Genomic DNA, 13,917 nt, shown 5'->3' on the forward strand with positions numbered 1-13,917 from the left:
AACCATGGCTTTGCCTCTTATTCCGATTATTTCGACGGCTATTGTTACAGCTTTGACTTCATCTGTCGGCAAATTAGCTATTCAGGCTTTAACATCTATTGGGTTCGGTTATGTTATGTATCAAGGTTTTGATGTTTTAATGATTGAGCTGAATGCCAGGGTTTCGAAAGGATTGAGTGATATTCCGTATAGCTTATTAGCTTTGTTGAGCATAAGCGGTTTTTTGGACGGTATTCAAATTATGCTGGGTGGCATGGGTGTTGCGGTGTCTTTGATGATTACGCAAAGAATGGCGTTTTTCGGAGTGGATAAATGATTTATTTAATTACTGGCGGCATGGGTACGGGTAAGACTTCTTTAGCCGTTGAAATGATTTTAAATAATTATGAAGGATTGTTTAAAATTGAGAGTGAAGATGGTACGCTCATAGACCGCCCTCTATACTTCTGTCATATCGATGGATTAGATGAACAGAAATTTAAAGCGCACAGAATTACTGAACAAGAAATACAGTCTGCGCCGTTGAATGAAATTTTGCCTGAGGGTTCTGTACTATTGATTGATGAATGTGATTACACTTATCCGCTCCGCTCTTCAGCTCGTGCCGTTCCGCCTTATATTCAGACATTAAAAGAATTGCGACACGATGGGTTTACTCTCATTCTTATGACGCAGCATCCTAGTATGGTGGATAAATATATTAGACAGCTCGTTAATAAGCACATTCATCTTGAGCGCAAAGCGGTTGGTACTAAACGCTATGAGTGGTATCACTGCGAAGAGAATTTAAATGTAACTACATTCGCTTCGTCTATTGAGCAATTTTATAAACCATCTGCCGAAGCACAAAAATATTTTAAATCCGCTTCTAAACACGTGAAGTTTAAAAAAAAGCTACCTTGGGTTTTGAAGCTATTGCCAGTCGGAGCTCTGGTGCTTGTCTTTTTGGTGTTTCGAATTATTAACGGTTGGCAGAATAAGGCTGATACGCTGAAGGGGGCTATAGCAGCAACTGAAACAACAATCAGTCCAAAGACTGAGCCGTCCGCGTCCTCGCCTGTTTCAGCCCTTGATTTCAAGGGGGGAACTAGAGGAACGGAAGGACATGCTTCGGAGGTGCTTGGGGTTGCGGTTGCTGACTATGTCCCGCGTATCCCGTCTTTGCCTGAAACTAAACCAATCTATGATAGGTTAAGAAGACCTGTGAATATGGAAACAGTAGCAGGTTGCGTTAAAAGCAAAAATAGCTGTAATTGTTACACCGAACAGGCGACTAAAGTTTTTGTAAGTAAGGAAATGTGTGCTTACTGGGCTGAGAACGGAATATTCCAAATTTATAAAAAACATGGATAACACGCAAGTAGCACAATCTGCTGCCCCTGTTGCCTCTGTATCAGGACAATAGATTTGAAGCGTGGGGTTCAAAAAAAGACCCAGCCCAAGCGGGGCTTTTTTTGTTTACCTGAGCGGAGAACGGTTTTTTTATTTGTCGTATCAGTCCAATGAGTTTTCGCTTAGGGGTTATGCGTTCGTAATCGCAAAAAAGTGAGCACAGTCAAGGTCGCTGTGGCGTTCATTTTAACCTTGACTGTGCTCACTTTTTTGTGATTTCGTGTAGCATAATTCCTAAGCGGAAACTTGTTGGAATGATAGACAAATAAAAAAAAACCGTTCGTAGCGGTTCGCTTCGGTAGCTTGATTTTCTTCTCATAAATACTCATCATAAATGCTCATTATTGGAACTTAACAAATATTACAAATTATTGAAATTTACCTGCTCTTTCCCTAAAAATTTTGGTATTTTAACGATTTCTATATTTGTAGTATTTGCGTGTGAAACAACGCGCATTCATCCGCTCAGTTGCATTGCAAACAGTCGCAACCCAGTAAATTTGTTTGATGATTTCCTGCTCGCTTGGTTTGGCGCGTGGATACTCAAGAGATAAGATGATTTCCAGTGGGTGGCAATAACAAAGCTCTGCTATTTCAAGACACTTAGCTACAGGTAGTCTTAAACGCTCTTTTCTGTACTGCGAGATTGTTGCGGTGGTAACTTGCCAATATTTTGCCAGTTGATAATCACTTTTGAAGTTTTTACGTTTCTTGAACGTGTCTAGCCAGTTGTTTATGTTTTGCATAAAAAGACACCTGAGTTTTATTTTTGCTATGCGCAATAATAATGCTTAGGTGTCTTTTTTTGTAGTTCGCAAATGCTAACCATGCAGCCCAAATCTGAGGGCGTGGGCAGCCGTAGGCTGCTCCGCCCTTTCCTTGTTTAAGATATAACAACTCAATCGATACTATTTTGTTTCTGATTTTTCTGCTTCTCTATGAATTATCATTTGCTGAGCATCTTTACCGAATTCTGTTACTAGAATGTCCATGAGTTCTGTCCATTTTATTGTTCTCCCTACTTTCAGACTGGCTTCCATCGCTAAGCGTTCTATTTTCATTTTTTTGTCTATTTTGATGTTGTAACTAGTTGTCCCAATTCGTGCCATTTTTTTTGTTTCCTTTTTCAAAGATTTAGGTAAATAAGTATAAAGTAATCTACCTTTTTAGTTTTTTACTTATTTACATAAATAATTATAAATGATACATTTGCGCAAATTAGGTTTTTAGGTAAATAGGTTTCATGTGAAACATTAAACAAGGCAAGGTTTAATTATGGCTAGTTCTACAGCTAAACCAGCTTTTGCGCTGGTTGAGAATATTCAGTCGTTTATCAGTTATTTCGGCATTCAGAACTGTGGGTTTCTGACGCTCACTTTTTCCGATGACGTTAAATGTGTGTATGAAGCTTCTAAACGCTTTAACAGCTTCAGAACGAATTTCTTAACGAAAGTTACGCTTTCTTATATCGGGGTTTACGAACGACACAAATCAGGTCGCATTCATTTTCATTTTGTCGTGGCGTTTCCTGAGAATGTGCTTTTTGAATATCGTAACGGTGTTCAAGTGATGTTCAATCACGATGAAGTAAAACAACGTAATTACAAGAGTGCTAACAAATATCTGCGCTCTATGTGGAAACTGTTTCGTGAGTCTGTGCCTAAATATGGGTTCGGGGAACGTGGTTCGCAAATCCTTCCTATTTACAGTGAGAAAGGCATTGCGCGTTATCTTGCTAAATATCTGACTAAGGGCATGATTGATAGACAACCACGCGATAAAGGTTTTCGGTTAGTACGTTCTACTTCAGGCAAGAAGGCGTTGTTATGGAAACAAGTTTCAGGCTCGTTTGCTTGGAATGCGGATAGTTCCAAAGAATGGCGTAAAGCGTTGGCTTTTCATATTCTTGAGAAGTCGAATATTGCAAAGTTCCGCTTAAGCCGTGTAACGGATTTTTCAAGAATGGGCGATAAATTTAAGACTGCTCTTGAGAAACTGGCTGTAATGAATAGCACGAATTACAGCAAGATAATGGGCTCGCTGTATGGCTCTAATTGGTGCTACAAACAAAAGGATTTAATTTGGGACGATTATCAGAAGTTTAAAGAAAGAATTGAACGCGGTGAACCGTTGGTTTTCCATTACTGGGAAATGGGTTTACAGCAGTATGAGCGCGTTTCTTATGATTTTTTGACTGGTAAAGTGAGTTCTTTATGATAATTTTTTTGTGTTTTGTTTTATTTGAATATGTTTTGATTTTTTAGTTTAAGTTTTTTTTAGTTTAAGTTTAAGGATTTTTTGATTGTGTTTAAAGTGAATGGTTTTATTTTGGGTGCGGACTCTTTGACTAAAGGTAAAGAAGGTAAGCATTTAGACCTTTGTGTTTTGCATTTGCTCGTCCCTTCTGTTAATGGCTTTGTGCCATATAACTGTTTTTTCGGCGTGGCTCGTGATGCCGATGGCATTAACTCGCTCGTTCGAAATAATGGCGGTAATCCAGTTGCAGCTACTTTTGATTTTGCGTTTTCTACTTTCAACAATCAGACAAATTTCCGTTTAATGGGGTATTTGCCTGCTTCTGTTCCTGCCGCTAAGTAGTAGAAATTAGGGGTTTTAGGCGTTTTTCCCCTGCGCTTTGCGCTCTTGCCGTAAAAAATGCCAAAAATTTGCCGCGCGGAAAGCCCGCGCCGTGTGCGGGAAACCGCGCAAAAATTTTGGGCATTTTATGGGCTGTCGCGCTTGCCTCTGAAAGTGCGGTTTTTATCTTCAATTTTTTTGTGAAAGGTCTATGACTATGAACGTAAAACAAAAACTGATTGCTGTTGCTGGTAATCAAAAAGCTAAATTGGCTGCGGTTGGTACTGCTGCCCTTGCAGTGTCTTCAGGCGCGTCGGCTGCTATTCCTCCTGAAGTAACTAAAGCGATTACTGACGGTTTTGCCGATGCTCAACTGGTTGCTTATGCAATCTTGACTGGTTTGGCTGTTATTTACGGCATCTCTTTGGCTAAACGCTTGCTGAAATAAAATAGTGGGAGTTTTTGCGTGGGTTATCAAGTCGGTAACACTTGCTATTCTTCTCGGGAACTTGCGGAGAATGTTTTATTTTCGCAAGTTCCGCCAAAAATTACCGAGAGCGGAATTGTGCAAGTGAAATTTGTGAATCATCGTTGGGAATTTCAAGGGCAAGTTTTAACGTCAAATTTACCGCAATGCTCTGAGACTGAGAACTTTAAAAACGGTTATGAATTTGCGCTGCTTTTTTTGCCAATGGTTGTTATGCTGGTTTGTATAAAATTTGTTTCTCGCCTATTTACTATCGGTCATTGAAATGTTTGATTTCTATTTTTTTTCAGGGGTCGCACAATGCGCTATTCTAATTTACTTCTTGTTGCGGCTTTAATGCCGCTTTTTTTATTCCGTCCTGCTTATTCTTTTGTTCCTGCTGTTCCTCTTCCTCCTGTTCCTGTTGTTCCTGCTCCTATAGGTGGTGGGGTGATTCCTGGAGATATTATTCCAGGTTCCTCTGGTTCTGGTGGTAAATCAGATATTTCTCTAGATTGTTATTTAAATCTTACTTGTGCGGTTGTTGACTCTGTTAGAAATGCAATGCGCGGTTCTAATAGTTCAGATAGCTCTAATAATTCAGTTGGTTCGGGTTCTGCTAATTCGAGCGGTTCTAACAATTCAGGAGGTTCTACACCTCCGCCATCTACGGGTAATGGTTCGGGTACTAATGGCGGTTCAGGTAGTAGCGGTTCGGTTGATGCTACTGCTTCGGCTGCAATTATTGCGTGGCGTGATAAATGGGTACACATTTTTAATAGTATGAATGAAGAAGCTAAATCAATTAAAGACGGTCTGGCAAGAGATTTGGTTTGGTGTGCTAATGTTTATCAGTACGGTTCTGATGCTCATGCTGAATGTTCTGAATATAAACGTAAGCTTGCTAATGATGAGTTAGAGCGTTTGCGACAGAGAATAGATAAAGCTAAGGAACTTAAAGACAAGGAGTTTCAAGAGTTGCAAAAGAAATTAAATGTTAATGTCTCGGTCGGAACGCCGAATGTAAATGTTACTGGCGGTGGCGTGGCTGCTGGCGTGGCTAATGGTGGTAATAATCAGGCTTGTAAAATTAATGGCGTGTGGATGCCGTGTAGCGGTGTTGGTACAAGTAATAATCCCGATTTAAGCGGTTTGGGTTCGGGGGTTGAAGGCATTGCTGGTACAGGTTCTAACTCATCTGCTGGTTCTAATGCTGGTTCTAATACGAATGTTAATAACAATACTGCAACTAACACAAATACTAATACAAATATTAGTAATTCTAGTGCTTCAACGAATAGCAGTGTTCATTCTACAGCTTCAAATTCTACAGTAAATAATATTACAAATAACTACGGCATTCAGGAATTGCCTAAGACAGAAAGCATGTCTGATTTTTGTAAGGCTCACCCTAATTCTGGTTCTTGTGTTGAATGGTCTGATGATGGGTTAAAAAGTGCCTCTGCTGCTTCTTCAACTTCTCTTCAGTCTAAGGTCATTAATATTCGTCCGAGTGGATTTTTTACTGGCTCTATCAGATATGGTTGTCCTAAGCCTGAAGAGGTAAAAATGAGGGTAGGTAATTTCTCTTTAGCTTATGACGGTCTTTGTGAGTTTGCTAGTCGTATTTCTCCCTTTGTGATTATTACTTTTTATATTCTGACTGCGTTTTCTGTTTTGAAATTTGTGAGGAGATAAAACCATGGCTTTGCCTCTTATTCCGATTATTTCGACGGCTATTGTTACAGCTTTGACTTCATCTGTCGGCAAATTAGCTATTCAGGCTTTAACATCTATTGGGTTCGGTTATGTTATGTATCAAGGTTTTGATGTTTTAATGATTGAGCTGAATGCCAGGGTTTCGAAAGGATTGAGTGATATTCCGTATAGCTTATTAGCTTTGTTGAGCATAAGCGGTTTTTTGGACGGTATTCAAATTATGCTGGGTGGCATGGGTGTTGCGGTGTCTTTGATGATTACGCAAAGAATGGCGTTTTTCGGAGTGGATAAATGATTTATTTAATTACTGGCGGCATGGGTACGGGTAAGACTTCTTTAGCCGTTGAAATGATTTTAAATAATTATGAAGGATTGTTTAAAATTGAGAGTGAAGATGGTACGCTCATAGACCGCCCTCTATACTTCTGTCATATCGATGGATTAGATGAACAGAAATTTAAAGCGCACAGAATTACTGAACAAGAAATACAGTCTGCGCCGTTGAATGAAATTTTGCCTGAGGGTTCTGTACTATTGATTGATGAATGTGATTACACTTATCCGCTCCGCTCTTCAGCTCGTGCCGTTCCGCCTTATATTCAGACATTAAAAGAATTGCGACACGATGGGTTTACTCTCATTCTTATGACGCAGCATCCTAGTATGGTGGATAAATATATTAGACAGCTCGTTAATAAGCACATTCATCTTGAGCGCAAAGCGGTTGGTACTAAACGCTATGAGTGGTATCACTGCGAAGAGAATTTAAATGTAACTACATTCGCTTCGTCTATTGAGCAATTTTATAAACCATCTGCCGAAGCACAAAAATATTTTAAATCCGCTTCTAAACACGTGAAGTTTAAAAAAAAGCTACCTTGGGTTTTGAAGCTATTGCCAGTCGGAGCTCTGGTGCTTGTCTTTTTGGTGTTTCGAATTATTAACGGTTGGCAGAATAAGGCTGATACGCTGAAGGGGGCTATAGCAGCAACTGAAACAACAATCAGTCCAAAGACTGAGCCGTCCGCGTCCTCGCCTGTTTCAGCCCTTGATTTCAAGGGGGGAACTAGAGGAACGGAAGGACATGCTTCGGAGGTGCTTGGGGTTGCGGTTGCTGACTATGTCCCGCGTATCCCGTCTTTGCCTGAAACTAAACCAATCTATGATAGGTTAAGAAGACCTGTGAATATGGAAACAGTAGCAGGTTGCGTTAAAAGCAAAAATAGCTGTAATTGTTACACCGAACAGGCGACTAAAGTTTTTGTAAGTAAGGAAATGTGTGCTTACTGGGCTGAGAACGGAATATTCCAAATTTATAAAAAACATGGATAACACGCAAGTAGCACAATCTGCTGCCCCTGTTGCCTCTGTATCAGGACAATAGATTTGAAGCGTGGGGTTCAAAAAAAGACCCAGCCCAAGCGGGGCTTTTTTTGTTTACCTGAGCGGAGAACGGTTTTTTTATTTGTCGTATCAGTCCAATGAGTTTTCGCTTAGGGGTTATGCGTTCGTAATCGCAAAAAAGTGAGCACAGTCAAGGTCGCTGTGGCGTTCATTTTAACCTTGACTGTGCTCACTTTTTTGTGATTTCGTGTAGCATAATTCCTAAGCGGAAACTTGTTGGAATGATAGACAAATAAAAAAAAACCGTTCGTAGCGGTTCGCTTCGGTAGCTTGATTTTCTTCTCATAAATACTCATCATAAATGCTCATTATTGGAACTTAACAAATATTACAAATTATTGAAATTTACCTGCTCTTTCCCTAAAAATTTTGGTATTTTAACGATTTCTATATTTGTAGTATTTGCGTGTGAAACAACGCGCATTCATCCGCTCAGTTGCATTGCAAACAGTCGCAACCCAGTAAATTTGTTTGATGATTTCCTGCTCGCTTGGTTTGGCGCGTGGATACTCAAGAGATAAGATGATTTCCAGTGGGTGGCAATAACAAAGCTCTGCTATTTCAAGACACTTAGCTACAGGTAGTCTTAAACGCTCTTTTCTGTACTGCGAGATTGTTGCGGTGGTAACTTGCCAATATTTTGCCAGTTGATAATCACTTTTGAAGTTTTTACGTTTCTTGAACGTGTCTAGCCAGTTGTTTATGTTTTGCATAAAAAGACACCTGAGTTTTATTTTTGCTATGCGCAATAATAATGCTTAGGTGTCTTTTTTTGTAGTTCGCAAATGCTAACCATGCAGCCCAAATCTGAGGGCGTGGGCAGCCGTAGGCTGCTCCGCCCTTTCCTTGTTTAAGATATAACAACTCAATCGATACTATTTTTTGTTTTTTTGGGCTGCTGCTCTTATGTAATCTTCTTCGGTTATTTTTTCTATCCCTTTCAAGATAAGTAAATTCAAAATTTCTGTTTCTTTGAAACCTGTTTTTGTCGTAATGATTGCTCGCGTGAACTGCTCTTTTACTTTTTCCCATGTTGGGTCTTGAATATGTTTACTAGGCATTTTTTGCTAACTCCGCTCTGTTTGATTTCTAAATAATATTTTTTCTGCGTTTCTGTGTAAATATTTTCTTGACAACTTAGAAACTAAGTTTGTATTATTCGCGACAAATATATTTTCTAAGAAAATAGTTTCATGTGAAACATTAAACAAGGCAAGGTTTAATTATGGCTAGTTCTACAGCTAAACCAGCTTTTGCGCTGGTTGAGAATATTCAGTCGTTTATCAGTTATTTCGGCATTCAGAACTGTGGGTTTCTGACGCTCACTTTTTCCGATGACGTTAAATGTGTGTATGAAGCTTCTAAACGCTTTAACAGCTTCAGAACGAATTTCTTAACGAAAGTTACGCTTTCTTATATCGGGGTTTACGAACGACACAAATCAGGTCGCATTCATTTTCATTTTGTCGTGGCGTTTCCTGAGAATGTGCTTTTTGAATATCGTAACGGTGTTCAAGTGATGTTCAATCACGATGAAGTAAAACAACGTAATTACAAGAGTGCTAACAAATATCTGCGCTCTATGTGGAAACTGTTTCGTGAGTCTGTGCCTAAATATGGGTTCGGGGAACGTGGTTCGCAAATCCTTCCTATTTACAGTGAGAAAGGCATTGCGCGTTATCTTGCTAAATATCTGACTAAGGGCATGATTGATAGACAACCACGCGATAAAGGTTTTCGGTTAGTACGTTCTACTTCAGGCAAGAAGGCGTTGTTATGGAAACAAGTTTCAGGCTCGTTTGCTTGGAATGCGGATAGTTCCAAAGAATGGCGTAAAGCGTTGGCTTTTCATATTCTTGAGAAGTCGAATATTGCAAAGTTCCGCTTAAGCCGTGTAACGGATTTTTCAAGAATGGGCGATAAATTTAAGACTGCTCTTGAGAAACTGGCTGTAATGAATAGCACGAATTACAGCAAGATAATGGGCTCGCTGTATGGCTCTAATTGGTGCTACAAACAAAAGGATTTAATTTGGGACGATTATCAGAAGTTTAAAGAAAGAATTGAACGCGGTGAACCGTTGGTTTTCCATTACTGGGAAATGGGTTTACAGCAGTATGAGCGCGTTTCTTATGATTTTTTGACTGGTAAAGTGAGTTCTTTATGATAATTTTTTTGTGTTTTGTTTTATTTGAATATGTTTTGATTTTTTAGTTTAAGTTTTTTTTAGTTTAAGTTTAAGGATTTTTTGATTGTGTTTAAAGTGAATGGTTTTATTTTGGGTGCGGACTCTTTGACTAAAGGTAAAGAAGGTAAGCATTTAGACCTTTGTGTTTTGCATTTGCTCGTCCCTTCTGTTAATGGCTTTGTGCCATATAACTGTTTTTTCGGCGTGGCTCGTGATGCCGATGGCATTAACTCGCTCGTTCGAAATAATGGCGGTAATCCAGTTGCAGCTACTTTTGATTTTGCGTTTTCTACTTTCAACAATCAGACAAATTTCCGTTTAATGGGGTATTTGCCTGCTTCTGTTCCTGCCGCTAAGTAGTAGAAATTAGGGGTTTTAGGCGTTTTTCCCCTGCGCTTTGCGCTCTTGCCGTAAAAAATGCCAAAAATTTGCCGCGCGGAAAGCCCGCGCCGTGTGCGGGAAACCGCGCAAAAATTTTGGGCATTTTATGGGCTGTCGCGCTTGCCTCTGAAAGTGCGGTTTTTATCTTCAATTTTTTTGTGAAAGGTCTATGACTATGAACGTAAAACAAAAACTGATTGCTGTTGCTGGTAATCAAAAAGCTAAATTGGCTGCGGTTGGTACTGCTGCCCTTGCAGTGTCTTCAGGCGCGTCGGCTGCTATTCCTCCTGAAGTAACTAAAGCGATTACTGACGGTTTTGCCGATGCTCAACTGGTTGCTTATGCAATCTTGACTGGTTTGGCTGTTATTTACGGCATCTCTTTGGCTAAACGCTTGCTGAAATAAAATAGTGGGAGTTTTTGCGTGGGTTATCAAGTCGGTAACACTTGCTATTCTTCTCGGGAACTTGCGGAGAATGTTTTATTTTCGCAAGTTCCGCCAAAAATTACCGAGAGCGGAATTGTGCAAGTGAAATTTGTGAATCATCGTTGGGAATTTCAAGGGCAAGTTTTAACGTCAAATTTACCGCAATGCTCTGAGACTGAGAACTTTAAAAACGGTTATGAATTTGCGCTGCTTTTTTTGCCAATGGTTGTTATGCTGGTTTGTATAAAATTTGTTTCTCGCCTATTTACTATCGGTCATTGAAATGTTTGATTTCTATTTTTTTTCAGGGGTCGCACAATGCGCTATTCTAATTTACTTCTTGTTGCGGCTTTAATGCCGCTTTTTTTATTCCGTCCTGCTTATTCTTTTGTTCCTGCTGTTCCTCTTCCTCCTGTTCCTGTTGTTCCTGCTCCTATAGGTGGTGGGGTGATTCCTGGAGATATTATTCCAGGTTCCTCTGGTTCTGGTGGTAAATCAGATATTTCTCTAGATTGTTATTTAAATCTTACTTGTGCGGTTGTTGACTCTGTTAGAAATGCAATGCGCGGTTCTAATAGTTCAGATAGCTCTAATAATTCAGTTGGTTCGGGTTCTGCTAATTCGAGCGGTTCTAACAATTCAGGAGGTTCTACACCTCCGCCATCTACGGGTAATGGTTCGGGTACTAATGGCGGTTCAGGTAGTAGCGGTTCGGTTGATGCTACTGCTTCGGCTGCAATTATTGCGTGGCGTGATAAATGGGTACACATTTTTAATAGTATGAATGAAGAAGCTAAATCAATTAAAGACGGTCTGGCAAGAGATTTGGTTTGGTGTGCTAATGTTTATCAGTACGGTTCTGATGCTCATGCTGAATGTTCTGAATATAAACGTAAGCTTGCTAATGATGAGTTAGAGCGTTTGCGACAGAGAATAGATAAAGCTAAGGAACTTAAAGACAAGGAGTTTCAAGAGTTGCAAAAGAAATTAAATGTTAATGTCTCGGTCGGAACGCCGAATGTAAATGTTACTGGCGGTGGCGTGGCTGCTGGCGTGGCTAATGGTGGTAATAATCAGGCTTGTAAAATTAATGGCGTGTGGATGCCGTGTAGCGGTGTTGGTACAAGTAATAATCCCGATTTAAGCGGTTTGGGTTCGGGGGTTGAAGGCATTGCTGGTACAGGTTCTAACTCATCTGCTGGTTCTAATGCTGGTTCTAATACGAATGTTAATAACAATACTGCAACTAACACAAATACTAATACAAATATTAGTAATTCTAGTGCTTCAACGAATAGCAGTGTTCATTCTACAGCTTCAAATTCTACAGTAAATAATATTACAAATAACTACGGCATTCAGGAATTGCCTAAGACAGAAAGCATGTCTGATTTTTGTAAGGCTCACCCTAATTCTGGTTCTTGTGTTGAATGGTCTGATGATGGGTTAAAAAGTGCCTCTGCTGCTTCTTCAACTTCTCTTCAGTCTAAGGTCATTAATATTCGTCCGAGTGGATTTTTTACTGGCTCTATCAGATATGGTTGTCCTAAGCCTGAAGAGGTAAAAATGAGGGTAGGTAATTTCTCTTTAGCTTATGACGGTCTTTGTGAGTTTGCTAGTCGTATTTCTCCCTTTGTGATTATTACTTTTTATATTCTGACTGCGTTTTCTGTTTTGAAATTTGTGAGGAGATAAAACCATGGCTTTGCCTCTTATTCCGATTATTTCGACGGCTATTGTTACAGCTTTGACTTCATCTGTCGGCAAATTAGCTATTCAGGCTTTAACATCTATTGGGTTCGGTTATGTTATGTATCAAGGTTTTGATGTTTTAATGATTGAGCTGAATGCCAGGGTTTCGAAAGGATTGAGTGATATTCCGTATAGCTTATTAGCTTTGTTGAGCATAAGCGGTTTTTTGGACGGTATTCAAATTATGCTGGGTGGCATGGGTGTTGCGGTGTCTTTGATGATTACGCAAAGAATGGCGTTTTTCGGAGTGGATAAATGATTTATTTAATTACTGGCGGCATGGGTACGGGTAAGACTTCTTTAGCCGTTGAAATGATTTTAAATAATTATGAAGGATTGTTTAAAATTGAGAGTGAAGATGGTACGCTCATAGACCGCCCTCTATACTTCTGTCATATCGATGGATTAGATGAACAGAAATTTAAAGCGCACAGAATTACTGAACAAGAAATACAGTCTGCGCCGTTGAATGAAATTTTGCCTGAGGGTTCTGTACTATTGATTGATGAATGTGATTACACTTATCCGCTCCGCTCTTCAGCTCGTGCCGTTCCGCCTTATATTCAGACATTAAAAGAATTGCGACACGATGGGTTTACTCTCATTCTTATGACGCAGCATCCTAGTATGGTGGATAAATATATTAGACAGCTCGTTAATAAGCACATTCATCTTGAGCGCAAAGCGGTTGGTACTAAACGCTATGAGTGGTATCACTGCGAAGAGAATTTAAATGTAACTACATTCGCTTCGTCTATTGAGCAATTTTATAAACCATCTGCCGAAGCACAAAAATATTTTAAATCCGCTTCTAAACACGTGAAGTTTAAAAAAAAGCTACCTTGGGTTTTGAAGCTATTGCCAGTCGGAGCTCTGGTGCTTGTCTTTTTGGTGTTTCGAATTATTAACGGTTGGCAGAATAAGGCTGATACGCTGAAGGGGGCTATAGCAGCAACTGAAACAACAATCAGTCCAAAGACTGAGCCGTCCGCGTCCTCGCCTGTTTCAGCCCTTGATTTCAAGGGGGGAACTAGAGGAACGGAAGGACATGCTTCGGAGGTGCTTGGGGTTGCGGTTGCTGACTATGTCCCGCGTATCCCGTCTTTGCCTGAAACTAAACCAATCTATGATAGGTTAAGAAGACCTGTGAATATGGAAACAGTAGCAGGTTGCGTTAAAAGCAAAAATAGCTGTAATTGTTACACCGAACAGGCGACTAAAGTTTTTGTAAGTAAGGAAATGTGTGCTTACTGGGCTGAGAACGGAATATTCCAAATTTATAAAAAACATGGATAACACGCAAGTAGCACAATCTGCTGCCCCTGTTGCCTCTGTATCAGGACAATAGATTTGAAGCGTGGGGTTCAAAAAAAGACCCAGCCCAAGCGGGGCTTTTTTTGTTTACCTGAGCGGAGAACGGTTTTTTTATTTGTCGTATCAGTCCAATGAGTTTTCGCTTAGGGGTTATGCGTTCGTAATCGCAAAAAAGTGAGCACAGTCAAGGTCGCTGTGGCGTTCATTTTAACCTTGACTGTGCTCACTTTTTTGTGATTTCGTGTAGCATAATTCCTAAGCGGAAACTTGTTGGAATGATAGACAAATAAAAAAAAA

The 13,917-nt window shown here is 39.8% G+C and carries 20 protein-coding genes; 16 read left to right on the top strand and 4 right to left on the bottom strand.

Annotated elements, in window-relative coordinates:
* Positions 1-4: 4 nt before the first annotated feature.
* Positions 5-316, top strand: coding sequence for a DUF2523 family protein (locus QEO93_RS02540; RefSeq protein WP_032137662.1), 312 nt, complete (start codon positions 5-7; stop codon positions 314-316).
* The gene (locus tag QEO93_RS02545) at positions 313-1,353 is read left to right on the top strand and encodes a zonular occludens toxin domain-containing protein (RefSeq protein WP_085815387.1); all 1,041 of its coding nucleotides are present in this window, start codon (positions 313-315) and stop codon (positions 1,351-1,353) included. Before QEO93_RS02540 ends, QEO93_RS02545 begins: the two co-directional genes overlap by 4 nt.
* 449 nt (positions 1,354-1,802) lie before the next feature.
* On the opposite strand, the gene QEO93_RS02550 is transcribed toward QEO93_RS02545, so the two are convergent.
* Positions 1,803-2,138, bottom strand: a complete 336-nt coding sequence (locus QEO93_RS02550; RefSeq protein ID WP_284627609.1) for a transcriptional regulator — start codon at positions 2,136-2,138, stop codon at positions 1,803-1,805.
* A 162-nt stretch (positions 2,139-2,300) separates the two neighbouring features.
* Positions 2,301-2,501 (bottom strand): hypothetical protein, encoded by a 201-nt coding sequence (locus tag QEO93_RS02555; protein WP_032137666.1) that lies wholly within the window; start codon positions 2,499-2,501, stop codon positions 2,301-2,303.
* Positions 2,502-2,667: 166 nt separating this feature from the next.
* Here QEO93_RS02555 and QEO93_RS02560 point away from each other — a divergent pair, with 166 nt between their 5' ends.
* The 7 genes from QEO93_RS02560 (at position 2,668) to QEO93_RS02590 (ending at position 7,486) form a co-directional block, all read left to right on the top strand.
* Entirely contained in the window at positions 2,668-3,609 is a 942-nt protein-coding gene (locus QEO93_RS02560; protein WP_284627610.1) for a rolling circle replication-associated protein, read from the top strand.
* An 87-nt stretch (positions 3,610-3,696) separates the two neighbouring features.
* Positions 3,697-3,990 carry a hypothetical protein gene (locus QEO93_RS02565; RefSeq protein WP_143445701.1) on the top strand — a complete coding sequence of 98 codons (294 nt, stop codon included), beginning with the start codon at positions 3,697-3,699 and terminating at the stop codon, positions 3,988-3,990.
* A 190-nt stretch (positions 3,991-4,180) separates the two neighbouring features.
* Positions 4,181-4,417 carry a major capsid protein gene (locus QEO93_RS02570; RefSeq protein ID WP_284627607.1) on the top strand — a complete coding sequence of 79 codons (237 nt, stop codon included), beginning with the start codon at positions 4,181-4,183 and terminating at the stop codon, positions 4,415-4,417.
* An 18-nt stretch (positions 4,418-4,435) separates the two neighbouring features.
* Positions 4,436-4,720: a hypothetical protein gene (locus QEO93_RS02575; RefSeq protein WP_143452861.1), complete on the top strand. Its 285-nt coding sequence runs from the start codon at positions 4,436-4,438 to the stop codon at positions 4,718-4,720.
* 36 nt (positions 4,721-4,756) lie between these two features.
* Positions 4,757-6,133, top strand: a complete 1,377-nt coding sequence (locus QEO93_RS02580; RefSeq protein ID WP_085815386.1) for a virulence factor TspB C-terminal domain-related protein — start codon at positions 4,757-4,759, stop codon at positions 6,131-6,133.
* Between the two features lie 4 nt (positions 6,134-6,137).
* On the top strand, positions 6,138-6,449 hold the full coding sequence (locus QEO93_RS02585; protein WP_032137662.1) for a DUF2523 family protein: 312 nt from the start codon (positions 6,138-6,140) through the stop codon (positions 6,447-6,449).
* A complete protein-coding gene (locus QEO93_RS02590; protein WP_085815387.1) occupies positions 6,446-7,486 on the top strand; it encodes a zonular occludens toxin domain-containing protein in 1,041 nt (346 codons plus the stop codon). Before QEO93_RS02585 ends, QEO93_RS02590 begins: the two co-directional genes overlap by 4 nt.
* A 449-nt stretch (positions 7,487-7,935) precedes the next feature.
* Here QEO93_RS02590 and QEO93_RS02595 read toward each other — a convergent pair whose 3' ends face one another.
* Together QEO93_RS02595 and QEO93_RS02600 are read right to left on the bottom strand one after the other, a co-directional pair.
* Positions 7,936-8,271, bottom strand: coding sequence for a transcriptional regulator (locus QEO93_RS02595; protein WP_284627609.1), 336 nt, complete (start codon positions 8,269-8,271; stop codon positions 7,936-7,938).
* Positions 8,272-8,433: 162 nt separating this feature from the next.
* Positions 8,434-8,619, bottom strand: coding sequence for a hypothetical protein (locus QEO93_RS02600; RefSeq protein WP_085815510.1), 186 nt, complete (start codon positions 8,617-8,619; stop codon positions 8,434-8,436).
* 164 nt (positions 8,620-8,783) lie between these two features.
* Here QEO93_RS02600 and QEO93_RS02605 point away from each other — a divergent pair, with 164 nt between their 5' ends.
* From QEO93_RS02605 to QEO93_RS02635, 7 genes are all read left to right on the top strand, one after another.
* A complete protein-coding gene (locus QEO93_RS02605; RefSeq protein ID WP_284627610.1) occupies positions 8,784-9,725 on the top strand; it encodes a rolling circle replication-associated protein in 942 nt (313 codons plus the stop codon).
* An 87-nt stretch (positions 9,726-9,812) separates the two neighbouring features.
* Complete coding sequence (locus QEO93_RS02610) at positions 9,813-10,106, top strand: hypothetical protein (protein ID WP_143445701.1); 294 nt, start codon at positions 9,813-9,815, stop codon at positions 10,104-10,106.
* Positions 10,107-10,296: 190 nt separating this feature from the next.
* Positions 10,297-10,533 carry a major capsid protein gene (locus QEO93_RS02615; RefSeq protein ID WP_284627607.1) on the top strand — a complete coding sequence of 79 codons (237 nt, stop codon included), beginning with the start codon at positions 10,297-10,299 and terminating at the stop codon, positions 10,531-10,533.
* A gap of 18 nt (positions 10,534-10,551) precedes the next feature.
* A complete protein-coding gene (locus QEO93_RS02620) occupies positions 10,552-10,836 on the top strand; it encodes a hypothetical protein (protein ID WP_143452861.1) in 285 nt (94 codons plus the stop codon).
* A gap of 36 nt (positions 10,837-10,872) precedes the next feature.
* The gene (locus tag QEO93_RS02625) at positions 10,873-12,249 is read left to right on the top strand and encodes a virulence factor TspB C-terminal domain-related protein (RefSeq protein WP_085815386.1); all 1,377 of its coding nucleotides are present in this window, start codon (positions 10,873-10,875) and stop codon (positions 12,247-12,249) included.
* Between the two features lie 4 nt (positions 12,250-12,253).
* The gene (locus tag QEO93_RS02630) at positions 12,254-12,565 is read left to right on the top strand and encodes a DUF2523 family protein (protein ID WP_032137662.1); all 312 of its coding nucleotides are present in this window, start codon (positions 12,254-12,256) and stop codon (positions 12,563-12,565) included.
* Entirely contained in the window at positions 12,562-13,602 is a 1,041-nt protein-coding gene (locus QEO93_RS02635; protein WP_085815387.1) for a zonular occludens toxin domain-containing protein, read from the top strand. The genes QEO93_RS02630 and QEO93_RS02635 overlap by 4 nt, the downstream gene beginning before the upstream one ends.
* The last annotated feature ends 315 nt before the right edge of the window (positions 13,603-13,917 follow it).

Source organism: Kingella negevensis, assembly GCF_030177895.1.
Taxonomy (GTDB): domain Bacteria; phylum Pseudomonadota; class Gammaproteobacteria; order Burkholderiales; family Neisseriaceae; genus Kingella_C; species Kingella_C negevensis.